Source organism: Clostridium sp. SGI.024 (assembly GCF_050315195.1).
GTDB lineage: Bacteria > Bacillota > Clostridia > Clostridiales > Clostridiaceae > Clostridium.
On record NZ_JBNPON010000044.1, the window covers coordinates 1 to 25,442 of the forward strand.

20 protein-coding genes and 1 pseudogene are annotated in these 25,442 nt (G+C 27.7%); 16 read left to right on the plus strand and 5 right to left on the minus strand.

All coding sequences use genetic code 11. From position 1 onward, the window contains the following. Positions 1 to 87 precede the first annotated feature (87 nt). A complete protein-coding gene (locus ACQRD5_RS11935; RefSeq protein ID WP_291626267.1) occupies positions 88 to 981 on the minus strand; it encodes a phosphatidylserine decarboxylase in 894 nt (297 codons plus the stop codon). 272 nt (positions 982 to 1,253) lie between these two features. Here ACQRD5_RS11935 and ACQRD5_RS11940 point away from each other — a divergent pair, with 272 nt between their 5' ends. The 5 genes and pseudogenes from ACQRD5_RS11940 (at position 1,254) to ACQRD5_RS11960 (ending at position 6,237) form a co-directional block, all read left to right on the plus strand. After that, complete coding sequence (locus tag ACQRD5_RS11940) at positions 1,254 to 1,583, plus strand: DUF1622 domain-containing protein (RefSeq protein WP_291626268.1); 330 nt, start codon at positions 1,254 to 1,256, stop codon at positions 1,581 to 1,583. A gap of 131 nt (positions 1,584 to 1,714) precedes the next feature. Beyond that, positions 1,715 to 3,439, plus strand: a complete 1,725-nt coding sequence (locus ACQRD5_RS11945; protein WP_291626270.1) for a ferredoxin hydrogenase — start codon at positions 1,715 to 1,717, stop codon at positions 3,437 to 3,439. A gap of 288 nt (positions 3,440 to 3,727) precedes the next feature. After that, on the plus strand, positions 3,728 to 3,892 hold the full coding sequence (locus ACQRD5_RS11950; protein ID WP_427746849.1) for a hypothetical protein: 165 nt from the start codon (positions 3,728 to 3,730) through the stop codon (positions 3,890 to 3,892). Positions 3,893 to 3,909: 17 nt separating this feature from the next. Next, positions 3,910 to 4,617, plus strand: a pseudogene (locus ACQRD5_RS11955) (OmpA family protein); the annotation flags it as partial. Positions 4,618 to 4,911: 294 nt separating this feature from the next. Next, the gene (locus tag ACQRD5_RS11960) at positions 4,912 to 6,237 is read left to right on the plus strand and encodes an MATE family efflux transporter (RefSeq protein WP_291626272.1); all 1,326 of its coding nucleotides are present in this window, start codon (positions 4,912 to 4,914) and stop codon (positions 6,235 to 6,237) included. 258 nt (positions 6,238 to 6,495) lie between these two features. Here the strand turns inward: ACQRD5_RS11960 and ACQRD5_RS11965 are convergent, their stop codons facing one another. After that, positions 6,496 to 8,772, minus strand: coding sequence for a family 16 glycosylhydrolase (locus ACQRD5_RS11965; RefSeq protein WP_321129348.1), 2,277 nt, complete (start codon positions 8,770 to 8,772; stop codon positions 6,496 to 6,498). 296 nt (positions 8,773 to 9,068) lie between these two features. Further along, on the minus strand, positions 9,069 to 10,682 hold the full coding sequence (locus ACQRD5_RS11970) for an ABC-F family ATP-binding cassette domain-containing protein (RefSeq protein ID WP_291626276.1): 1,614 nt from the start codon (positions 10,680 to 10,682) through the stop codon (positions 9,069 to 9,071). A gap of 231 nt (positions 10,683 to 10,913) precedes the next feature. Here ACQRD5_RS11970 and ACQRD5_RS11975 point away from each other — a divergent pair, with 231 nt between their 5' ends. From ACQRD5_RS11975 to ACQRD5_RS11990, 4 genes are all read left to right on the plus strand, one after another. Then, positions 10,914 to 11,276, plus strand: coding sequence for a GntR family transcriptional regulator (locus ACQRD5_RS11975; protein WP_291626278.1), 363 nt, complete (start codon positions 10,914 to 10,916; stop codon positions 11,274 to 11,276). A 3-nt stretch (positions 11,277 to 11,279) separates the two neighbouring features. Continuing rightward, positions 11,280 to 12,155, plus strand: coding sequence for an ATP-binding cassette domain-containing protein (locus ACQRD5_RS11980; RefSeq protein WP_291626280.1), 876 nt, complete (start codon positions 11,280 to 11,282; stop codon positions 12,153 to 12,155). Continuing rightward, positions 12,155 to 12,904: a hypothetical protein gene (locus ACQRD5_RS11985; RefSeq protein WP_291626281.1), complete on the plus strand. Its 750-nt coding sequence runs from the start codon at positions 12,155 to 12,157 to the stop codon at positions 12,902 to 12,904. The genes ACQRD5_RS11980 and ACQRD5_RS11985 overlap by 1 nt, the downstream gene beginning before the upstream one ends. Before the next feature lie 197 nt (positions 12,905 to 13,101). Next, positions 13,102 to 16,671, plus strand: a complete 3,570-nt coding sequence (locus ACQRD5_RS11990) for an alpha-L-fucosidase (protein ID WP_291626283.1) — start codon at positions 13,102 to 13,104, stop codon at positions 16,669 to 16,671. Between the two features lie 119 nt (positions 16,672 to 16,790). On the opposite strand, the gene trhA is transcribed toward ACQRD5_RS11990, so the two are convergent. Further along, positions 16,791 to 17,438 (minus strand): PAQR family membrane homeostasis protein TrhA, encoded by a 648-nt coding sequence (gene trhA / locus ACQRD5_RS11995; protein ID WP_291626285.1) that lies wholly within the window; start codon positions 17,436 to 17,438, stop codon positions 16,791 to 16,793. 210 nt (positions 17,439 to 17,648) lie between these two features. On the opposite strand from trhA, the gene ACQRD5_RS12000 reads away from it, so the two are divergent. From ACQRD5_RS12000 to ACQRD5_RS12010, 3 genes are all read left to right on the plus strand, one after another. After that, positions 17,649 to 18,230 carry a DUF1836 domain-containing protein gene (locus ACQRD5_RS12000; protein ID WP_291626287.1) on the plus strand — a complete coding sequence of 194 codons (582 nt, stop codon included), beginning with the start codon at positions 17,649 to 17,651 and terminating at the stop codon, positions 18,228 to 18,230. An 11-nt stretch (positions 18,231 to 18,241) separates the two neighbouring features. Next, a complete protein-coding gene (locus ACQRD5_RS12005; RefSeq protein WP_291626289.1) occupies positions 18,242 to 19,945 on the plus strand; it encodes an ABC-ATPase domain-containing protein in 1,704 nt (567 codons plus the stop codon). A gap of 240 nt (positions 19,946 to 20,185) precedes the next feature. After that, complete coding sequence (locus ACQRD5_RS12010) at positions 20,186 to 20,539, plus strand: hypothetical protein (RefSeq protein ID WP_291626291.1); 354 nt, start codon at positions 20,186 to 20,188, stop codon at positions 20,537 to 20,539. Between the two features lie 166 nt (positions 20,540 to 20,705). Here ACQRD5_RS12010 and ACQRD5_RS12015 read toward each other — a convergent pair whose 3' ends face one another. Beyond that, positions 20,706 to 21,395 (minus strand): YjjG family noncanonical pyrimidine nucleotidase, encoded by a 690-nt coding sequence (locus tag ACQRD5_RS12015; protein WP_291626293.1) that lies wholly within the window; start codon positions 21,393 to 21,395, stop codon positions 20,706 to 20,708. 205 nt (positions 21,396 to 21,600) lie between these two features. Between ACQRD5_RS12015 and ACQRD5_RS12020 the strand changes: the two genes are divergently transcribed. The 4 genes from ACQRD5_RS12020 (at position 21,601) to ACQRD5_RS12035 (ending at position 25,420) form a co-directional block, all read left to right on the plus strand. After that, positions 21,601 to 21,888 (plus strand): hypothetical protein, encoded by a 288-nt coding sequence (locus ACQRD5_RS12020; protein WP_291626295.1) that lies wholly within the window; start codon positions 21,601 to 21,603, stop codon positions 21,886 to 21,888. A 59-nt stretch (positions 21,889 to 21,947) separates the two neighbouring features. Continuing rightward, positions 21,948 to 22,532 carry a TetR/AcrR family transcriptional regulator gene (locus ACQRD5_RS12025; protein ID WP_291626297.1) on the plus strand — a complete coding sequence of 195 codons (585 nt, stop codon included), beginning with the start codon at positions 21,948 to 21,950 and terminating at the stop codon, positions 22,530 to 22,532. A 156-nt stretch (positions 22,533 to 22,688) separates the two neighbouring features. Then, positions 22,689 to 24,626 (plus strand): FAD-dependent oxidoreductase, encoded by a 1,938-nt coding sequence (locus ACQRD5_RS12030; protein WP_427746851.1) that lies wholly within the window; start codon positions 22,689 to 22,691, stop codon positions 24,624 to 24,626. Positions 24,627 to 24,775: 149 nt separating this feature from the next. Then, positions 24,776 to 25,420 (plus strand): pentapeptide repeat-containing protein, encoded by a 645-nt coding sequence (locus ACQRD5_RS12035; RefSeq protein WP_291626301.1) that lies wholly within the window; start codon positions 24,776 to 24,778, stop codon positions 25,418 to 25,420. Positions 25,421 to 25,442: the final 22 nt, after the last annotated feature.

Sequence of the window (25,442 nt, forward strand, 5' to 3'; positions counted from 1 at the left end):
TTTTTTCATTTGTATAGTAAATTATCTTTCAAGGATTTACTAGCTTTCTTTTAATATAATTTGTTATTTTAAGAAACATATTAGAAATTATATTTTAGTATTTTTCCCTATAGCTTCACCCATTAAGACCATAGTTTCATATCCTAAATTTGATTGATTAATTATATCCTCATCAATTTTAACCGAATCCTTTTTAAATAAAAGTATCGTAGTAGAACCACCAAATTTAAAATATCCCTTTTCCTCTCCTTTATTTACTCTTTTATTAGCAGTATAACTTTGAACTATTGTACCAACACAAGTAGCACCAACTTCAATATGAAGTATATCTCCAAAATTATCAGATTTGAATATACTCCATTCTCTTTTATTTTGGCAATAAAGTTTAGGTATTCTTTCAAGAGCAACAGGATTTACTGAATAATAATTACCTTTTATGAAATGATTTTCTAAAGGAATTCCACTATCAACAAAGTGAAATCTATGATAATCAGTAGGACAAAGTCTTAATACTAAACAAGTACCACCTTCATAATCTTTAGCTAAAGCATTATCTTCAATTAATTCAGATAAACTGTAATGAATTCCTTTAACTTGTATTAATTTATCAACAGAAATATTTTCATAAGCCAATAATCTACCATCACCAGGAGATATAAGTAAATTATTATTTTTAGTAATAGGTCTAGCATCTTCCTTTAGTGATCTTACGAAGAAGTCATTAAAGTTATTAAAATCATCTAAGGTATTAGAACTAATATTCATATCAATGTTAAAGTCTTTTATAAATTTTTCTATTTTTTTCTTACTTAAAGAACTATCACAATAAGCACCATATAGTTTAGAAAAGAACTTTTTCTTTATAAGTAGTTCAGTAAAGCTTTTTCCTATAGGAGATTCATAGGACCATTTGATATAATTACCTCCAGCTACTTTTTCTACTTCATATTGTTTATTTTTTCTGTTATATACTTGTATCATAAGTTACCTCATATTAAAATATTTTTAGGATTTTATAAAAAGATTATCCTTTTAATGGATTTTTGAAAATTAATTTCTTAAGTATAAGGAGAGATAGATATTATATTCTTACGACTTGAAGTTTATGAGGTCGTAAAGAATAGTTACCTCCTCTACATAGTATTATATTACCATAAAACAAAAATAAAAAACCTAGGATATATAATTTTACTTTACATATTTTTCTTTATCAAAGATAATTATTTAGTAAGAAGTTGTAGGAGTGATTAATATTGATAGAACATATTGTTGAAGTAATAGCCTCAATTACTATACATATTTTAGAATTAATGGGGATAGTTATAATAATAATAGGAGCTATTAAAGCATTTTATACATTTATATTAAATATGATTACTAAAAGGAATATTCCTGTTAAAGTAGAGCTTGCTAAGTCTTTAACTCTAGCTTTAGAATTTAAACTTGGAGCAGAGATATTAAAAACTGTTATAGTAAGGTCTTTAGATGAAATGTATATTCTTGCAGCAATAATTCTTTTAAGAGCAATACTAGCATTTGTAATACATTGGGAATTAAAGTCAGAAATGGAAAATGGGCATTAAAAAATAATGTCTTTTTCTTTATTATTTTAATTAAAGGATAGTAATTATTCTAGAAAAAGTGTATAATATATATCGTTAATATTATAACAAACTGATGAAGTTCATTACATTAAATATAGGGGGAAATTGCGATGAAAAATATTACTATTAATGGAAATAATGTTCTGGTAAGTAATGAAGATAATTTAATTAAGATAGCAAAGGAAAATGGAATTGATATTCCTTCTCTATGTTTTCTTGAGGATTGTGGTAGCGTTGGACAATGTGGAGTATGCTTAGTAGAAATAGAAGGACAAGATGAATTAGAAAAAGCATGTTGTTTAATTCCAAAAGATGGAATGATAATTAATACTAATACTGAAAGAGTTCAAGAAGCTATTAAAACAAGAGTTTCAAATTTATTAGATAAGCATGAATTTAAATGTGGACCTTGTAAAAGAAGAGAGAATTGTGAGTTTTTAAAACTCGTTATTAAGACTAGAGCTAAAGCAGTAAAACCATTTGTTGTTGCAGATAAAACAGAATATGTTGATGATAGAAGTAAATCAATTGTTATAGATAGAACAAAATGTGTTACATGTGGAAGATGTGTAGCTGCTTGTAGGACAAAGACTGGAACAGAATCTATAAAGTTTATTGAAGTTAATGGTGAAAATATAATCGGACCTGATAATTTAAAATGTTTTGATGATACTAATTGCTTATTGTGTGGTCAATGTGTAGCTGCTTGTCCAGTAGATGCATTATCAGAGAAATCACATATGGATAGAGTAAAAGATGCTTTAGAGGATGAAAATAAACATGTTATTGTAGCTATGGCACCATCTGTAAGAACAGCTGTTGGTGAATTATTTAAGATGGGATATGGAGTTGATGTAACAGGAAAGATATATACTGCATTAAGACAATTAGGTTTTGATAAAATCTTTGATATAAATTTTGGTGCAGATATGACTATAATGGAAGAAGCAACTGAATTAATTGAAAGAATTAAAGCTGGTGGACCGTTCCCTATGTTTACTTCTTGTTGTCCAGCATGGGTAAGACAAGTAGAAAACTATTATCCAAATCTTTTAAAGAATTTATCAAGTGCTAAGTCTCCACAACAAATATTTGGAGCAGCTAGTAAAACATATTATCCAACTATTTCAGATATAGACCCTAAAAATGTGTTTACTGTAACTATAATGCCATGTACAGCTAAGAAGTATGAAGCAGATAGACCAGAAATGGAGAATAACGGAATAAGAAATATAGATGCAGTAATAACAACTAGAGAATTAGCAAAAATGATAAAAGATGCAAAGATTGACTTTGCTAAACTTGAAGATAGTGAAGCTGATCCAGCTATGGGAGAATATACTGGTGCAGGTGCTATATTCGGAGCAACTGGTGGAGTTATGGAAGCTGCATTAAGAAGTGCTAAGGATTTTGTTGAAGGAAAAGATTTAGAAAGTATTGATTACGAACAAGTAAGAGGACTTGCTGGAATTAAAGAAGCTACAGTAGAAGTTGGTGGAGAAAACTATAATGTAGCAGTAATAAATGGAGCATCAAACTTATTTGATTTCATAAAAAGTGGAAGAATGGATGAAAAGCAATATCACTTTATTGAAGTGATGGTTTGTCCGGGTGGATGTGTAAATGGTGGTGGCCAACCTCATGTTAATTCTTCAGATAGATTGTCTATGGATATTAGAAGTGTAAGAGCATCAGTGTTATATAATCAAGATAAGAACTTAAAGAAGAGAAAGTCTCATGAAAATGTTGCTTTAAATAAAATGTATGATACTTATATGGGTAAACCAGGTCATGGAAAGGCTCATGAATTACTTCATATAAAATATAAAAAATAAAATATAAGTTTTTTAGAAGGATAAATGTAAGGTTAAAAAATTTACATTTATCTTTTTTTATATAAGGAAAATTATGTTAAAATAATAACACTGTAGTATAGATAATTTAATATAAATATAAATCATATTTTATATACTTTAAGTAATAATAAGATAAAGTGAAATAATTTGAAAAAATGCTAGAAATTGTTGAATAAATGTACAAAAAAAGGAAATTTGTTAAATTGAAAAAAATGTGCATTTTATATAAAATAAATAATGAACAAATTTAAGTTTGGATGGTGTATTATGGATATTATAACTATTGTCAGTATTATTTTTGCATTTATTTGTATGATTCTAGGCTTTACACTAGAGGGCGGGGCTATTAATGCATTATTACAACATACAGCTGCTATTATCGTAATAGGAGGAACTATTGGAGCTGTTGGAATTTCAACTAAATTAAAATGAAGAAGGAGAGATAAGAAAAAGAAAATAATGAAAGATGGCTTCTTACATATTCTGACCTTATAACATTACTTATGGCATTCTTTGTTATTTTATATTCAGCATCAAATGTTAATCAAAAGAAATATGAAAAGTTAGCTAATTCCATGTCATATGCCTTTACAGGAGGATCAGGAATAATTGATGGTGGAGAAAATGCAGATTTAAGTAGTGGCGATAATGAGTTATCACTTTTAATTCAAACAGAGGAAGAAAAACTTCAATCCATAGAAGGACAAGTTGATAGTATGATAGATGAGTTAGGGTTAAAAGACAGCGTATCTACATCTATAGAAGAAAGAGGTTTAGTAATAAGTTTTAATGATAGAATATTTTTTGACAGTGCAAAGGCTGATATAAAAGAAGAGATGAATTCTAAGTTAGTATCTTTAGCAACTATTTTAAATAAAATTGATAATTATGTTAGAGTAGAAGGTCATACTGATAATATTCCAATTAAAAATGAGTATTTCAATTCAAATTGGCAACTTTCATCAATAAGAGCATCCAATGTAGTAGAATTCTTTATAGAAAAAGGTAATATATCACCAGATAGATTATCAGCAGTTGGATATGGAGAATATAGACCAATATCAGATAATAATTCTGAGGATGGAAGATCAAAAAATAGAAGAGTAGATATACTTATTTTAAATAATAAATACGACAATATAGAAATGAATAATTAAATAGATATTAGTTAAAATGGGAGAGAACTAAATTAAAACTCTCCTTAATTTTATATAGAGGAGTTAAAAATTTTTGCTAATAATCATGTTTCAAAAAGTTGAAGAATGTATATATTAGTATTATGAGTTAAAGCTTAAAGAGTTATTGACAATGCTAGTGCAATATTATAAAATAAATAGTTAAAATAATAATATCGCCGGATATATTATTTAGATAACAAGTGTTAGAAGTTTATGCCGTTAGGCCTTAGGGTATGAACAATCTAATGCTTTTTTTAGTTAAGGGGGATAGAAATGAAAAGCTTAAAAGATAATATTTTGAAGGATTTTACAAAATATGTATCATTAAATGTAATTAGTATGATTGGTCTTTCTTTCTATATACTTGCTGATACATTTTTTATAGCAAATGGAGTAGGAAGCATTGGATTAACAGCTTTAAACTTAGTTTTACCATTATGGAGTTTAATGAGCGGATTTGGATTAATGATAGGCATAGGAGCTGGGATTAGTTATTCCATTAAAAGAGGAAAGAATAGTGAAAAGGGAGCAAACAAGGTATTTACTCATGCTATGTTAATGGGAGTAAGCATTGGAGCTATAATAACTATAATTGGAGTAATATTTTCTTATGATATTGTAGTGATTTTAGGAGCAGATGAATTAGTGGCACCTTTAGCTAGTAAATATCTTAAAACTCTATTATCTTTTTCTTGTATATTTATAGTAAATAGTATAATTACAGCCTTTGTGAGAAATGATAATAATCCTAAATTAGCTATGATTGCAATGACTATAGGAAGCTTAAGTAATGTAATTTTAGATTATATTTTTATATATCCTTTTAAACTTGGAATGTTTGGAGCAGCTCTTGCAACAGGAGCTACACCAATATTAAGCTTGCTTATATTATCACTTCACTTCATTAAAAAGAAAAATAATTTTAAGCTTATTAAGTGTAAAATTAATTTTGCTTATATGAAGAGAATAATTTCATTAGGTGTTCCATCATTTATTACTGAAGTTTCATCTGGATTAATAATATTATTATTTAATTTTACTATATTAAAAATATCAAATAATACTGGAGTTGCGGCATATGGAATAATTGCTAATTTAGCTTTAATAGTAATATCTATATTTACAGGAATAGCTCAAGGAATTCAACCTATAATTAGTAAAAGTTATGGAGAAGGTAAGATTAAAAATATAAGAACCATTTTTAAGTATGGAATAATTACAGCTATTATCTTAGGAGTAGGATGTTACTTATTTGGATTAATCTTTTCCGAGGAAATAGTTAACTTATTTAATAGTGAGGGAGATAAGGTATTGCTTTCTATGGCTATAGGAGGAATTAATATTTATTTTAGTGCATTTATTTTTATGGGAATAAATATTGTAACTACATCCTTCTTTGCTTCTATTAATAAACCAAAGGAATCCTTTGCTATTTCAATGATAAGAGGCTTAATTATAGTTATACCTTTGATATTATTATTACCAAATTTTCTTGGAATGACAGGGGTATGGCTTACTATTCCTTTATCTGAAGCTATTACATTGTTTATTAGTATTATAATTTATTTTAAATATAAGAGAGAAATTGTGAATAGTTAATAAATAATATTATTAAGAAGTCTTGAGTAATGTTTTATAAATAAAAAAGATAACTTTTCAAAATAAAAAAGTTATCTTTTCATTTATAAATTATATTAGTAATAATAAGTTATTGTAAGCATTAATAGTTGTATTAAAGTTAATTAATACTTAAATCAAAATATTAAATATAAGGAGAGTAAAAATAAATTTCAAAAATTATTATTTAAGGTATTAAATTTGGTAATATTAATAAATATGTAATATATAAGATAAAGATTATATTTTAAATATTTTCTTTTTTGGCATTAAAAATACTAATGAAGAAACAATTAAAAATATTGCTGCGGCAAATAGTAGATTAGAATTTTGTCCACCAGTTTTAGGTAAAGTATTATTATCTTTATCAACATTCACTTCAGTAATGTTAGAATTAGTATCTATATTTTGTTGTTCATTTTTTGCTTCATTATTATCTATATTTTTATCAATTGGTTCTTCATCTGTTTCATTATCAGCATTATTATCAATTTCTTTATCTACAACTGATAATGGGATGTTTATTATAGTAGTACGTTCATTACCTGTACCTTCTAAGTTTCTGAAAATAACAGGATATGTTTCTTGAGAACCTATAATAAGATCTTTATTTTGCCATTCCCATCCATTTGGTAATTCTACAGATGATAAAGAGTCTCCATTTATTCCAACTAATTCTTCTTTAGGTAAAACAATAAGAGTTGAAGACTTATATGTAACTTTATGTGTTGGTGTTTCTTCTAGTACAATTCCTTTTGGTTGAGCTTTATAGTTAATATTATATACACCAGGGGATAAAGTATTTACTTCATTCATAGAAATACTTTCAATTTTTTGTACATCACCTAAGTTATCAAACATATATTCATTATCAATTGTACAATCAATATAATAATTATCTTTATCTACAGTAATTCCATCTAGTAAATTAGCATCTGAACCTTCTGTTATTGTAAAATCGCGAATACCACTAATAACAGGTTGCGTTTTATAATATTCATTCATAGCTTGCTCTTGTTCATCAGTTTGAGCCCAGCGTACCCAATCTATAACGAATTCAGTATTATCTTCTCCTAAGTGAGTACCAGCATCGCCAGCCCAATTTCCACCTGTAGCTAAATTTATTTTAAGATGCTGAGGAGAATTTATACATTTAGCAGCAGCTTCTAAACGTTGATCACCAAATAAATTCATTGTATTATATATAACACCATCAATGTACCATTCAACTCTTTCTGGAGTCCAATTGATTCCAAAGATATGATAATCATCATTTAGATCATTAGCAAGTGAGATATTTCCACCTAGTACATATGGAGCATAAGAACCATCTTTATCAGGATCATTTGCATTCGCATAATAAAAATGTGGAGTTCCATAAAGGATTTTATTACTTTGTTGATCTCCAGTTTTAGTAGCAGGTTTTTCTCCACTTTTTAGACGCTCATCAGTAGGCGCACCAATCATTTCTAATATATCAAGCTCACCATTACTTGGCCAAGGGTAAACATTTCCTAAAGTCCAAAAAGCAGGGAAAGCACCTTTTCCTTTAGGAAGTTTTGCTTTCATTTCAATTCTACCATATAAGAATTCTTTTTTACCCATAGTGCATATATCACCAGAATTGTAGATTATTTTTCTTGGATTTCTTCCAATCCATCTTGGGTTATCATATTGATATTCTTTAGGCCTATCTGTTATTTTTAATACTAAGTTATCGTCTCTTAAAAAAACGTTTTCTTTACTACTAACATAGTGTTGTTGTTCGTTACCACGAAGAGAACCTAACTCATAACGCCAAGTGGTTTGATCTAAATCATTGCCTGAAAACTCATCATACCAAATAACTTTAGAATTGCTAGACTCATTTTCTGTAACTACAACATTATCAATACTAATTTCAGTTTTATTATTAGTGCCTTTCTTTACTATACCAATAAGTGCTTGAGAAGTATCTGCAACAAATTCTAATTCATTTTTTTGCCATTCATTTATTTTAGTAGAGAATTCTATTTGTTGATAATTATTAACTGTATTTTCAAGAGATCCTTTCATAGCTACAAGAAAAACTTTAGAAGGAGATTCACCTTCTGGAGCATTTACTTTAATATCTGCGGATACTTTATAAGTTTTTCCAGAGATAGTAGGAATCGATTGTAAAATATATTCATCATTACTATCTGATTCAATTTTCCCATAGGAATTATCATTTTCTGAGATTATTTTTGATTTTTCACCAGCTTTATATAGCCAATTTTGCTTTTCAGAGATATGATTATTTTCAAAATCACCATTTATAATTTTATTTAGAGATTGTAATGGTTCAATAGCTGAATTATTTTCAGATCTAACTGATTTTTCTTTAGCAAAAATAACATTACTATTCATAAGAAGTGAAGTAGTATTTGTCAAAATAAGAATAGAAGCTAATATTATACTAAATTTTTTTACTGAATATCCAAAAAAATTCTTTTTAATACTTTTTCTATGTATTAGTTTATTATTTTTTAAAAACATAGTAATATACCCCCATATTTATTTTTAATAATAAGATTATAATTTCCTTATCTTATAAAGTTAAATTTATCACATCCATTTTTATCTCTCCTTACATTTGTTACAAAAAATAATTAAAAACTAAAAATAAACATTAAAAATTAGATTATTGATAATAAATAATTATTAAATAAAGAATATATTACTATAGACAATATGTCAATAATATTTTGTTTGATTCTCAAATGAAATATTGTAAATTTAAATAGTTATCTAAATAAAAGAAATATAAAAGGAGCTGTGGTAACAGCTCCCTTCTATTTGCTTGTTTTTCCTGAGAATTCTAGGTATTCATCGTATGTCATAGTTCTATCAACTATTGAACCATCTTCTTTAATATCGATTATTCTATTTGCAATAGTTTGAATAAATTGATGGTCGTGAGAAGCAAATAAAACTACGCTCTTATAATCTTTTAATCCATTGTTAACAGCAGTGATAGATTCAAGATCTAGGTGGTTAGTAGGTTGGTCTAAAATTAATACATTAGCATTTGTAAGCATCATTCTAGATAACATACATCTAACCTTTTCTCCTCCAGATAATACACTAGCTTTCTTTAATGCTTCTTCTCCTGAGAATAACATTCTTCCAAGGAATCCTCTTAAGTAAGATTCAGATTGTTCTTCTACAGTTTTTCCAGCATATTGTCTAAGCCAATCAACTAGATTTAAATCACAGCCTTCGAAGAATTCAGTGTTATCTTTAGGGAAGTAAGAATTAGTTATAGTTATTCCCCATTTATATTCTCCGCTATCTGCTTCCATTTCACCATTGATTATTTTAAATAAAGTTGTAATAGCAATTTCATTGTCTCCAATGAAAGCAATCTTATCATCTTTATTAACTCTGAAGCTAACGTTATCTAAAACTTTAACTCCATCAATAGTTTTAGTTAATCCTTCAACAGTAAGAATTTCATTACCAACTTCTCTTTCAGGTTTAAATCCAACGAATGGATATCTTCTGCTTGATGGTTGGATGTCATCTAAAGTAATCTTGTCTAATAACTTCTTACGAGAAGTTGCTTGCTTAGATTTAGAAGCATTAGCACTAAATCTTGCGATAAAGTCTTGTAATTCCTTGATTTTTTCTTCTTTCTTCTTGTTTTGATCCTTAGCCATTTGAAGAGCTAATTGGCTTGATTCATACCAGAAATCATAGTTACCAACGTATAATTTGATTTTACCAAAATCAACGTCAGCCATTACAGTACATACTGTATTTAAGAAGTGTCTATCATGGGATACAACTATAACTGTTCCTTCAAATCTTAAAAGGAAATCTTCTAACCAATTTATTGATTGTATATCTAAATGGTTAGTAGGCTCGTCTAGAATTAATATTCCAGGATTTCCGAATAAAGCTTGAGCTAAAAGAACTTTAACCTTTTCAGCACCAGTTAATTCAGACATTTTCTTATAGTGCATATCAGTTCCTATGCCTAAACCTTGTAGTAATGAAGAAGCATCTGACTCTGCTTCCCAACCATTCATATCAGCAAATTCACCTTCTAATTCAGAAGCTCTTATACCGTCTTCATCAGAAAAGTCTGGTTTTGCATATAAAGCATCCTTTTCTTCCATTATTTCATATAATCTTTTATTACCCATAATTACTGTTTGTAAAACTTCATATTCGTCATAAGCAAAGTGATCTTGTTTTAAAACAGACATTCTTGTATTAGGTGCAATACTTACATCACCTGTATTTGGTTCAATTTCTCCAGATAATATTTTTAGGAAAGTACTTTTACCAGCACCGTTAGCACCGATAACACCATAACAGTTACCAGGAGTGAACTTTATATTTACGTCTTCGAATAGCTTACGGCCACCAAATCTTAAACTTACGTTTGATACAGTTATCACTAAAAACCGACCTCATTTCTAAAATTATTCATTTCGTTATTATATCATAAAGTAAACATAATTTCATTGAAAGGTAGAATAATATTTAGAAAATTTAATGGAAATTAAGTAAATTATTTATTTGAGAAATATTGACAAAATAAACCAATAGGTATATAGTTAATTACATAAGTAATGAACTAAATAACAAAAGTATCATATATTATAATATAAAGTTAAAAGGAGGTAGCTATGAATTTAGATTTTTCCAGTGAAATACCTATATATATTCAAATAGCACAATCAATAGAAGATGGTATTCTAAATGGTGTTTTTAAAGAAGATGAAGCGATACCATCAACAACGGAAATATCAGTGAAATTTAAGATTAATCCAGCAACTGTAGCTAAGGGATTCAACTTGCTAGTAGATGAGGGCGTTATATATAAAAGAAGGGGTGTTGGTATGTTTGTTTCAAGTGGAAGCAAGGAAGTATTAATACAGAAGAGAAAGGATAGTTTTTATTCCAATTATGTAATTTCATTAATTGAAGAAGCAAAGAAGCTAAATATATCTATTGATGATATTGTAGAAATGATTAAAAAGGGGGAATAGCTAATGGCATTGATAAAGGTTTCTAATTTAACAAAGGAATACGGAAAAAATAAGGTTTTAGATAATGTTTCATTAACTATAGAAGAAAATAAGATATATGGATTATTAGGAAGAAATGGGGCAGGAAAAACAACACTTTTGAATCTTATAACTAATAGAATTTTCCCAACTGAAGGTACTGTAGAAATAGATGGGGAAAATATAATTGAAAATAGTAGTGCTTTAGAAAAAATCTATTTTATGACAGAACAAGATTTATATCCTAAAGGAATGAAGATTAAGGAGATATTTAAGTGGACAAAAGAATTTTATGAAAGCTTTGATATGGATTATGCCTTAAGCTTAAGTAATAAATTTGGACTTAATATTAATAAGAAGTTTAAGGAATTATCAACTGGATATTCATCAATTTGTAAAATAATTATAACTTTATCATCAGGAGCAGAAGTATTGCTTTTTGATGAACCTGTTTTAGGATTAGATGCAAATCATAGAGATATGTTCTATAAGGAATTAGTAGCAAATTATATTGATGAACCTAAGACTATAATTTTATCAACTCATATTATAGAAGAAGTTTCAGAGATTTTAGAAAAAGTAATAATAATTAAAAATGGCAAGGTGTTAGGAGATAAAGAAGTAGAGAGCTTATTAGGAGAAGCTTACTTAGTTTCAGGTCCTTCAGAAAAAGTTGAAAAATATATAAAGGATAAGAAGTGCATTAATATAGAATCTATAGCAGGATTTAAGGCAGCAACTATTATTGGAAAGATTACTGATGAAAATAAAATACAAATAAGAGATTTAGAATTAGAAACATCAAAGGTAGAATTACAAAAATTATTTATTCACTTAACTGGAGAGGAGGAAGTAAAATAATGAAATTAAAATCTATAGTAAAATATAATCTTAATAGTTTAAAAAAATCAATATTAATTTATTACTCAATTTTTATTACTGTATGTATATGCTTAGTATTGCTTTCAAAAATAGGAACAGTAAACACATCAGGATTAGAGATATCATCAGTAATATTTATATTTGTAGTAGGGTTAAACTCATTTAAAGAAAATTTCTATTTTATGAAAAGTAATAATGTATCTAGGAAAGATTTTATATATGGGACAGCAGTATCTATGATCCCAGTTACTTTATTTATGTCTTTTATAGATATAATAATTAATCGTATTTATAATATTTTCATAAAATGTCCAACGATTTATGAATATACTTATACTAAGTTTATAAATGATACTCAATGGTCTATTAATACTTGGGTACAAAATAACTCTATAGGAACTTTATTTAATACATTTACATTCCAATTCGCAATGTGCTTAGCTTCATTTTCTTTAGGATTCTTAATAACTATAATTTATTATAAGAGTAATAAACTTATGAAGTTAGTAGTATCTGTATCTCCATTTTTATTAATTATATTATTAAATATAATTGCAATAAATTTTCCGGATTTTACTATGAAAATAGGTTTATTTATTCAAACTATATTTGGATGGAATAATAATAATAATTCATATGCTGCTGTATTAACATTTATAGTATTATTTATAGTTTTTATAGGAATATCAAGAGTTTTAACTAGAAAAGCAATAATTAAACAAAGATAGAGTATGCTGTAGCACAATGTAGAATGAATAATGTGAGATTAAATAAAGGGCTGTCGCTAGGGAAAAAATTCCCTAGCGATAGCCCATAATTAATTTTTAATTGATTATTTTTTATAATTAATATGGTATAATATTAGGTGAGTTGCAAATGTTTTCATTATAAAATATTAAATATTAATAAATAGGGAGGATTAATTATGTTAAGAAAGAAGATAACAATTTTTTTATTAACAACCATGTTAGTATCAACAGTAAATACATATGTAATTCCAGTTAAAGCAGCAACCATTGCTGGAATTGAAGCTACAGTAGGGGTTGGAAGTTTAACTTCTAAGAATACAACTGTACCTACTTCTGATAGAGCAACTCCAAATGAAGCTCAATACAAATATCATAAGGATGAACTAGCAGCATTTTGTCACTTTGGACCTAATACCTTTGCAGGGATAGAATGGGGAACAGAGTATGGTACTAAGTCACCAGCAGAAATATTCACATTAAATAAGGATTTTGATGCTAAAACATTAGTGACTGTATTAAAAAATGCAGGGTTTAAAAAATTAATTGTTACTGCAAAGCATCATGATGGTTTTTGTATTTGGAAAAGTGCTTATACAGATTATGATATGGATGGTACAAATTATAAAAATGGACAAGGTGATATTTTAGCAGAATTATCAGCAGAATGTAGTGCTCAAGATATGGATATGGGATTATATCTATCTCCTTGGGATATTCATGCACCTAGCTATGGATATTTTGATGCAAACAATCAACCTCTAGTTGGATCAGATGGAAATCCATTAAAGGATGCAGATGGAAATAATTTTAATAAAAATAGAGCTAAAACTGATAAAGAGTATGAACAAAAAGCATGGGAGAAAGTAGATGAACTTGATGTCCATGACTATAATGAATTTTATATTAATCAGTTAAAAGAAATATTAGGAAATGATAAGTACGGTAATAAAGGAAAATTCATTGAAGTGTGGATGGATGGAGCGAAGGGTTCAGGAACAAACACACAAAACTATAGATTTGATGATTTCTTTCAAACTATTGAAGATGAAGAAGGAAAAGATTGTTTATTATTTGGTGGAAAGCATAAAGCAACAGTTCGTTGGATTGGTAATGAAGATGGTATTGCACCTGAGCCAAACTGGGGAACATCTAAGAAAATTCTTGATGATAGTGGCAAGGTAGTTGACATTATAAATGGTAATTGGTCATCTACAAATCACTTTAATGAAGGTTTTGCTGATGGAGATGTTTGGACTGTACCAGAGTGCGATGCAAGAATAACATCAGGATGGTTCTGGGGAGAAAATAAAAAGACACCTCGTACAATGGAACAATTAAGTAATATGTATTTTAGCTCTATTGGACGTGGAGGAACTTTATTATTAAATGTGCCACCTAATAAAGATGGTGGTATTGATCAGGCTATAGTTGATAGAATTAATGAGTTTGGTGAAGCCATTAAAAATACTTTTAAAACAAATTTAGTTAAAAGCTCTGGGGTTACATTTAAGGCTTCTTCAGTAAGAGGAAATGATACTGCATATTCACCAAGTTTAGTTTCAGATGGCAATGATGATACTTACTGGGCACCAGCAGATGGAGAAATAAAAGGTTCTATAGAAGTTGATTTAGGTAAAGAGCAAACTTTTGATGTTATTTCAATTGAAGAACCAATTAAATTAGGACAAAGAGTCAATGAATATTTAGTTGAATATCAAAATAAAGAAGGAAATTGGGTAAAGATAGAAAGCGGTAGAACAATAGGTTCAAAACGTCTAGTTAGAACATATCCAACTAAAGCTCAAAAAATAAGGGTAACAGTATCTGGAGATTTCTCAACAGTAACTCAAGCTGATAAGTATAATAAAGATAATACAATTAAAAATGAAACACCACTAATTAGTGAAATTGGAGTATATAAAGCAAGTGAAGGATTTGCTCTTGGTAGTTCACTTCCTAGTAGTTTAGAAGTTTTAGGTTGTACTTCAGAAACAAATATTAAATATGAAGGAAAATGGAATCCTGAAAGCGATGGTAAGTATCTAAATGGTTCAAGTACATGGACTAACAATGGAAGTGTTACTATTGATTTTACAGGAAGTAAAGCATATGTAATTGGATCAAAAGCATCAGATCATGGAAAAGCTAATATTTATATTGATGGTAAGAAGGTAGCAGAAATAGATAGCAATACTAGTAAAAGATCAAGTACTCAAGTTGTTTATGAAACACCAGAGTTAGAGCAAGGTAATCATACAATTAAAATAGAAAGAGTAACTGGAGCATTATCATTTGAAGGACTTGCTTATTTAAATAATGAAAGTAAAGGAATGTTCCAATTTGAAAGCAAAGAATATACAACTAACGAAGAATCAACTTTAAAAGTAAAAGTAAAACGTATTGGAGGAACTTCTGGAGAAGCGACTGTATTATTACAACCTAACCCAGGTACTGCAATTCAAGGTCAATTTGATACTGAATCACAAGCAGTTACTTTTGCTGATGGAGAAAAAGAAAAAATTGTTGATATTAAGACAAAACGTTACGACTTAACTACAGGGGATACTTACTTTACAATAGAATTAGTTGAACCAAGTAATGGAAGTAAAGTTGGATTTAATAATGAAGCTAAGGTTACTATAAAGGATTTTGACTTATTAAATCGCTCAGAATTACAAAAGCTTTATGACAAATATAAAAATATTAATCCAGAAAACTATATAGTTATTGATGATAATATAGAAAAAGTATTAGAAAAAGTAAAAGCTATTTTAGATAATACTTCAGCTACAGTAGAAGAAATAAGAAAAGCTTATGTTGAATTAGATACATATGTTAATAATTCAGAAGAAAGAATTAACTTTACTGAAGCAAGTCCATTTAAATTTCCTATCAAAGAAAATGAAACTAGAGTATTAGAAGCTGAATATGCTAATTTATTTAATGATACAACTAACGATAACAATTATCCTTTACAAGTTACAACACAAGATTGGGCAAGTAATGGTAAATTTATTAACTGCTTAAATACTGGAGATTATATTACTATTCCATATATAGCAGAAAAAATGGGAACTTATGAATTAACACTTTCTTACAGAAGTGGCAGCCTTGAAAATGGATTCACTATAAGTGAAGAAAACAATAAATTTAGTAACCAAAGTATAAATGCAGGTGCTAATGATAGAGCTGCTGCTGTTCATACAGTAAAATTTAATATAGAAATAACTGAAGCTGGAAATGGATTAATTAAAATAGCCTCTAATGAAAAAGATGCACCACAAATAGATAAATTTGATATTAAGTTAACTAAAATTGTGGTTGATAGAGAAAAAATGGTTGAAAAAATAAATGAAGCTGAAGAAGCTTTAAAGAAAGTAGATGTTTATACAGATAAATCATTAGAAACTTTAGCTAAAGAGGTTGAAGAAGCTAAGAAACTTCTTGAATTAGATGAAATTTCAGATGAAGATTTCGAAAATCAATTGGATTTGTTAAATGCAGCAGTTGTTGGATTAGAAAAGCAACAAGTGACTGATAATAAAGAAGTTGAGGGAGACATAGTAGAGCATATAGTAGCTGATAATAATACTGAAGAAGAAAAATCAATAGAAAGATCAGAAAATAAAAATAAACTACCTAAAACAGGTGGAGTTTCTGCTATTACAATAGGCTTAATTGGAAATGCTATATTAGCAAGTGGTATATTTATTTTAAGAAAAAAAGATAAGAAAACTAAAATTTAATAAAAAAAAATGGGACTATCGCATCAGCGAGGTGAAAAATTCGCTAGTGATAGTTCCATTTTTTTATTAAGAGGTCATAACCTTAACTAACTGACATTAGTTGCACAGCCCATTAATTTCTATAACAAATATATAAATACACAAATAAAGTGACATAAGCTTCCTAGAATAATAAATATATGAAATATTTCATGGAAACCAAAGCTTCCAATTTGGAGTTTCTTAGGCTTAAGTCCATAAATAACTCCGCCTACTGTATAAAATATTCCACCTAAAACTAATAAAAATAAACTAATAGGGCTTAATACTTGTGATAAAGGCTTAATCATAAATATAGCAGCCCAACCTAAACCTATATAAAGAGATGTTTGTAACCATCTTGGACAGTTAAACCAAAGCATTCTAAACAATATACCAGCTATGGCAATTGAAGCTATAATTGAAAAGAATACTGCTCCTTTTGATCCACCAAGGGCAATTAAGCAAAATGGTGCATAAGAGCCAGCTATTAATATAAAAATCATAGAGTGATCTAACTTTCTTAACCTATAAATAATTTTATCACTAGTTATAACACCATGATAGGTTGCAGATACACTATATAACAGAATTAAGCTAATACCAAATATTATGACAGAAGCAATTGTGACAGCTGATGAATTGTTAATTATTCCTTTTACTAGCATTGCAATTAAGGCAAAAAGCGAAAGAATAGCACCAATCCAATGAGTTATACTATTAATAGGTTCTCTTAAATATTTTTCCAAAACAAACACCTCTCTACATATAGTTTTGAAAACTACTTCTTATTACTTATATATTAATGAATTAACTTTTAAAAGTCAAAATTAGAAAACTCTTATTTTCTTAGGAAAGTATATGAAATTTACTAATTTTCTTGAATTATCTATCAATTACTAGTATATTTAAACATAGATATATTAATAAGTAGTTTAGTAAACTACATGGAGGAAATTATGGATAACAATGAATTAATGGAGAAACTTAAAGAGTTAAACTTACAAAATCAATTAGTTTTAGATGAAATACCAGAATTAGATTTATATATGGATCAAGTTATTCAACTATTTGATAGTAAATTTAATGATAGTAAAAGAACTGAAGATGATAAGGCATTAACAAAGACGATGGTAAATAATTATGCTAAGGGAAAGTTATTAATGTCTATAAAAAATAAAAAGTATAGTAAAGAGCATTTAATATTAATGAGCCTTATTTATAATTTAAAAGGTGGATTATCAATTAGCGATATAAAGAGCTCACTTAATAAGATAGTAAAAACTTTTGAAAGTGGAGAAGAATATCCAATTAGAGAATTATATACATTATATTTAAAACAATATAACGAAGACTTAAAGGATGTAGAAAAAACTATAGAAGAAAAGTTTAATAATATTGAAAGCATTATGATTGATGAAAATATAGAAGACCAAGAATTTCAAAAAAACTTTTTACTACTTAGCTCCTTTATAAATATGAGCAATATGTATAGAAGAATGGGAGAAAAATTAATAGACGAATATTTTAATAAGCTATAAGAGGTATTGCTATGAAAAATTCTATAATTTTAAAAAATGAACTTAAAGGAATTGATGGAAGAGGATATAAAGCATATAAGGATTTGCAAGGACAATATGATTTTAATGATTATGTTTTAAGTATTGATCATGTTCAAGGAGATCCTTTTGCATCCCCTTCAAGAATAAGAATTATTATAGATAAGGAAAAGGCTAAATTCCCAGAAGAATTAATAAATGAAAATTATAAAAAAATTGCAGTTTCAGATTTTTTAACTAGGCTATTTTATTTTAATATAAATAAGTATAGTGAAAAAATATTTGGTTCTGGTAAAAGTGGATTAATTGCTATAAGTAGATGTCCACAAGAAATATTAGAAAGAACTTCAATAGTTATAAATGAATGCAATATAGAAGCACGATTTTATGTTGGATTCCCTGCTAAGGGAAGAACAGTTTTATCTAAGGAATTAGAAAAAATTCTTTATAATGTGATACCAAGTATAGTAGATAATACATTAATATATGAAAATATAAATAAGGCTAAAATTATAGATAGAGTTAAGTTAGTTGAAGACCAAGAATATATTAGAAATGAGCTTAAGAAAAAAGATCTAATTGCCTTTGTAGCAAACGGATCAATATTACCTAGAGAAAGTGGAGTTTCACAAAGACCATTAAAAAATGCTATGGCTTTTAAGTCTCCTAATTCATTAGAAGTAGAAATGAACTTACCTAATAAAGGTCTAATTAAGGGCATGGGAATTAAAAGGGGAGTAACCTTAATAGTTGGTGGGGGATATCACGGAAAGTCAACCCTTTTAAATGCTTTAGAGCTTGGAGTTTATAATCATATTGAAGGTGATGGAAGAGAATTTGTTATTACTGATGATAGTGCAGTTAAAGTAAGAGCTGAAGATGGAAGAAGTATTAAGAATACAGATATATCATTATTTATAAATAATCTTCCTAATGGTAAAGATACAGTAAAGTTTACTACTGAAAATGCTAGTGGTAGCACATCACAAGCTGCAAATATAATAGAAGCAATTGAAGCTAAGTCAAAAGTATTACTTATAGATGAAGATACATCAGCTACTAACTTTATGATTAGAGATGATTTAATGCAAAAGTTAGTTTCAAAAGAGAAAGAGCCAATAACACCATTTATTGAAATAGTAAAGCCTCTATATAATCAAAAGGATATATCAACAATATTAGTTATAGGTAGTTCAGGAGATTACTTTGATGTAGCAGATACTGTTATACAAATGGATAATTATGAAACAAAGGATGTTACAAAAGAAGCAAAGGTTCTTATGAGGGGAGAAATAAATAAAAGAATTGAAGAAAAGAACTTATCTATAAACATAAGATTTAATAGAAAGCTTCAAAAGGGAACTATAGAAAGTACTTATAAGGGTGTAAAAATTAAGACTATGGGTTTAAGCAATATAAGTATTAACAATGAAAATATTGATTTAAGAGCAGTGGAACAACTAGTAGATAATGAGCAATTAAATGCTATTGGCGCTATTATGAAATGGATAGAATATAATTTAATGAATAAAAACCTGTCTTTAGAAGAGGTAGTAAATGAAGCATATTCTGAAATAAAAAGAAATGATTTAATTTCTATAGATAAAATTAATGGTGGTTCAGGAAGTATAGCCATGCCTAGAAAGCAAGAAGTTATGGCGGTTTACAATAGATTTAGAAAATTAAGGATAAATTAATAAATCTTTATAAAAAAAATTGATATAATATAAGTAATAAAAATGAACAATGTTTATTTAAAATATAAACATTGTTCATTTTTTATAAATTTAATTGAGGGGGAGATAAATATTTCTATAGAAGTAATATTAAATACTTAATATAGGATAAATGTAAAATTATTGAATAGAAACAACTATGTTGATATAATTAGCTTTAGAATTGAAATAGATTGATTATATAATTAGGAGGAATAGAAAATGATAGACATAAAACCTTTAGATGATGTTATGCAGCATTTTCAATGGGTATTTATTGCTTACGTAGTATTATTTATTATAGTATGTATAAATTTATATAAAGCAATAAAGGTTAGAAAAAATTTAATTAATAATAATGTAATTAGAAAATTAATAAATACTTATGATTTAATTGTCGATATTTTATGTGTCATTGCTATGTATGCAGGACTTATTTTCCAAGGAGTATTAGCAGATAATAATGCGTTAAATTGGAATTTTTGGAGTAATATATTGGTAGTAATTTCAATTGTAAGCCTAATTATTTTTATATTAAATATAGGAGTTGTTGTTAAGAAAAAAAAGGAATATTAGAAAATAAGTGTCTTGATATTAGTATTTAAGCTTTTATATAGTTCAAAACAAATAATTATTTAAAGAATCAGTGCAATGAATAGTGTTAAATATAAAGTTCTATAGATATTTAATTAGTCTATAGAACTTTATATTTACTAATTTAAGTTTTATATAACAATAATAACTAATCTTTTAATACTTTAAATAAGTCTAATAAATTTGAAATCTCATAGGTAGGTTTAATTGATGATAGATTTTCAGATTTATTAAAATTTACTAAGCAAGTGTCAATGCCGAAGTTAATACCACCTTGAATATCAGAAGTTAAGCTATCTCCAATCATTAGAACCTTACTTTTATCCTTAAAATTTAAATTATTTAAGGCAATTTCAAATATTTTTGGATTAGGCTTTGACACCTTCACTTCTTCAGAAATAACTATTGTGTCAAAGTATTTAGCTATAACAGATTGTCCTATTCGCTTAGATTGAACGTCTTTAAGTCCATTAGTGATTATAGCTAATTTATAATCAATGCTTAATTTTTCTATTACTTTAATACTATCATCATATAAAAATGAAGCATTGGCTAAGTGTCCTATATATGACTTGGAAAATTCTAACTCATCAAAAGGAATATTTATTTCTTTTGATAGCCTTTTAAATCTTTCAACCTTCAACTTTTCTTGAGTAATTAAACCTTGTTCAAATTCTAACCAAATTTTTTTATTTATTTCTTCATAAATTTTTAGATGATAGTTTTCATCATAATCTATATTGAATTCCCTAATACTATTTTCAAAAGCATATTTTTCTGACTTTTTAAAATCGAATAAGGTTTCATCTGCATCAAATAATAAGACTTCATATTTCATATATAACCTCCAATAAATATTCTATATTTGGGTAAACTATAAGATTTACCAGTTATTATAATTGTAGTACAATTAAATTATAATGAAATAACTTTTATAGTAAAAAATAATTATATTCATTATTGAAATTAATGACTAATAAACGAAGGGCATATATTCTGATAAAAATTATTGTAATGTTAAATAATTTATTGGAGGTTGTATAATGTTTAAGGATATTTTTAAAGAGATGTTTGATTTTAATCATGATGGTAAAATGGATGACTTTGAAAAATCAGCTGCATTTACAACATTTATGAGTATGCTTGAGGAAGAAAATAAAAACAAAATTAAAAAATCAGATATATATTCATCTGATGGCGAAAGTGAAGATATAGAAGCAGAACTTGAAGCAGAAGGATTAGATTATGATGAGTTATCATTTATGGATGAAGATGAAAGAAATGAAATTCTTGAGGATTGTGGTTTAGATCCAGATGATTATGATTTTTAAAGATTTTAATGATAAATAATTGAGATAATATTTATAGTTGGAGTTTTAGAGGTGAAAGAATGAGGGAATTAAAGGGGATAGAAGAGAAAATTTTAGATAGAGCCTTATACCTTTTTGGTAAAAATGGAACTACTAATGTCCCTATTAGATCTATAGTTAGAGAGGCTGAAGTAAACGTTAGTGCAATAAATTATTATTTCGGTAGTAAGGATAATATGTTAAATTATGTTAAAGAGTTTTATTTAGAGAATATAACTCAAGCATATGCAGCGCTTTATGATAGTAGTCTTAGTGATGAAGAAAAAATAATTAAGTGTTCTAATGAGATAATAGAGTATAGCTTAAGATATCCAGGTGTTTTAGTTATGAATAAAGAAGCTTCATCTGCAAAGGAAAAGAGTGAAATGGATTTAAAGATAATTGAAAGATCTAATGAAGAAAATAAAAAGTTAGATAATATTTTAAAGAAAGTATTAAATTGTAATGATGAAGAGTTCAAATATAAGAGAACAATATTTATGGCTTCTATTACTTATCCAGCTACTAATGAAGATGGAGACTATAACAAGGAGATTATAGCCACTGTAGAAAAAAGAATCATTTACATAAAAAACTTAATAATGCTATTAAAAGGGAAAAATTAGGCGGAAAAAATGCTCTTTTGTTTAAAAACAAGGGGCGTTTTTTTATTTATTTATAAATCAAAACAATTTGTTTTAAACATATTGATTTAATTTTAACGAATAAATATAATAATCATAAGGGACATAATATAAAATAAATATTTTGGAGGTAGTAAAATGGTTTTTGAGAATGTTTTCAGTCCTATTAAAATTAGAGGTATGGAAATGAGAAACCGTGTTATATTCCCAGCTATGGGCACTAAGATGGCGGGAAAGGGCAAGGAAGTAACAGATCAAATTATAAATTACCATGTTGCTAGATCAAAAGGTGGAAACGGTTTAAACTTTACGGAGGTTTGTTCAGTATATGATAAAGCTGCACCTAAAAGTTTCTTATCAATTTCAGATGATAAATATATACCAGGTTTAAAGAAGTTAGTTGATGCAATTCATTTAGGTGGAGCAAAGGCAGGAGTTCAATTATGGCTAGGTGGATCTGCTGTATTATTTGGTGATCCTACTTCAATGGTAGTAGTTCCAAGTGAATTTAAGGTTACGGATAACTATATAGTTCCAGGGGCTAGTAAGGAAATTATTGATGAAGCTGTTAAGGCATTTGGAGATGCTGCAAAACGTGCAGTAGAAGCTGGATTTGATGCAATAGAGTTCCATGCAGGACATAACTATACACCACATTCATTCTTAAGTAAGGCATTTAATAAGAGAACAGATGAATATGGTGGAAGTTTAGAAAATAGAGCTAGATTTTTATTAGAATGTATAAGATCAATTAGAGCAAATGTTCCAGAGGATATGCCTTTATTTATGAGAATAGATGCACATGATGATTATGTACAAGATGGACTTAATATAGAAGATGTAATACAGTTCTGTAAGTGGGCTAAAGAAGCAGGGGTAGATGCATTAGATGTATCTCGTGGAAACTTCTCAAGTGCAGCTATAAAATACGAAGTACCTCCAGTAGATTTACCAAGGGGATTTAATGTAGAAAATGCAGCAAGAATAAAAAAAGAAACAGGAATGTTAACTGTTGCTGTTGGAAGAATAAATGATCCAAGACAAGCAGATGAAATAATAAAAGGTGGAAAAGCTGATATGGTAGTTATCGGTAGAGCGCAATTAGCAGATCCAGAGTTTTGTAATAAAGCTATCAATGGAAAAGTTAAAGATATAGTACGTTGTGTAGGATGCAATCAAGGCTGTTATGATGGATTCTCATCACCAGATGTACCTTTTATAACTTGCTTAAGAAATCCTGCATTAGGAAGAGAAGCAGAATTTACTTTAGAAAAAACAAATAATCCTAAAAAGGTATTAGTAGTAGGTGGTGGAGTTGCAGGACTTCAAGCTGCTATGGAATTAAAGGATAGAGGTCATAATCCAATATTATGTGAAGCTTCTAATTCCTTAGGGGGACAATTTGTTTTAGCAGGAGCTGCTCCAAGAAAAGAAGAAATGAAAGAGGTTGCTATATCTATGGGAGAAATGGCAGAAAGAAAAGGAGTAGAAATTAGACTTTCAACTCCTGTTACAATAGATATAATTAAAGATATAAATCCGGATGAAGTTATAATAGCAGCTGGTGCAGAACCAATGAAACTTAGAGTTCCAGGAGCTGATTTACCACATATAACCAATTCTCATGATATACTTGCAGGAACTTCAATGGTAACTGGACAAGTAGTTGTTATTGGCGGGGGTTTAGTTGGGTTAGAAGTTGCTGAATACTTATCAGGAAAAGTTAATGACATAACTGTAGTAGAAATGCTTAATGAAGTAGCAAAAGACTTAGGACAATTAAGAAAGATTTGTGTTATGGAAAGCTTATATCGTGAAAGTGTGAAAACTATAACAGAAGCAAAATGTGTTGAAATAAAAGAAAAATCAATAGTAATTGATAGAAAGGGAAATATTGAAGAGATTCCTTGTGATTCAGTTGTAGTTGCAATAGGAGCAAGATCACGTGACTTTAGTGAACTTACTAATTACTGTGAAGAAAAGAATATAGCATATCATGTAATAGGTGATGCAGTTAGAGCTCGTAGAGCATTAAATAGTATTGAAGAAGCAGTAAATGTAGCAAGACAAATTTAATAGATAATAAATAGGGATTGTATAAGATAATTATGCAATCTCTATTTTTTGAGTATATTTAATAGACTAACATAGAAAAGGTTCTTACTTTTCTTTATAGTAGGGTATAATATTTATATTATGAATAGATAAAGGATAGGGGATAATATATGGGAAAGGTATATAAAATACAAAAACCTAAGTTTATAGATGAACTAGAAGAGTTAGAAAGTATAGAAGATGAAATAGCTAATTTTGAAAAGTTGCAAAATAAAATAATAGAAGATATAGATATAGATTACTTACAAGAAAAAGGATTAACTATAGATTCTTGTAAATTTAAAAATGTTATTTTTAATGATTGTTCATTACAAAATATAGATTTATTAGATTCAGTATTTGAAAATTGTGATTTATCTAATGTAGATTTTAGTGGAGGAAGCATTCATAGAGTAGAATTTATTAACTGCAAGCTACTTGGAACAAAGTTTGACGAGTGTAACATAAAAGAAATATTATTTAGTAATTCTATAGGAAAATATATAAACTTTTCATTTTCAAAGCTTAAGAATGTTGTTATTGATGAATGTAATTTTGCAGAGGGAATTTTGCAACAAACAAAATTAGATAAGGTAATTTTTAATGAAGCAGATTTAAGTAATGCTTATTTTAATAAAACTAACTTAAACAAAATAGATTTTACAACCTGTGATATTACAGGTATAGATGCTGAAATAGAAGACTTAGCTGGAGTAACAGTTAATGCTATCCAAGCTTTAGATTTAACAAGACTTATGAAAATAGTTATAAAATAATTGGGTCCATAGGGCCCAATTA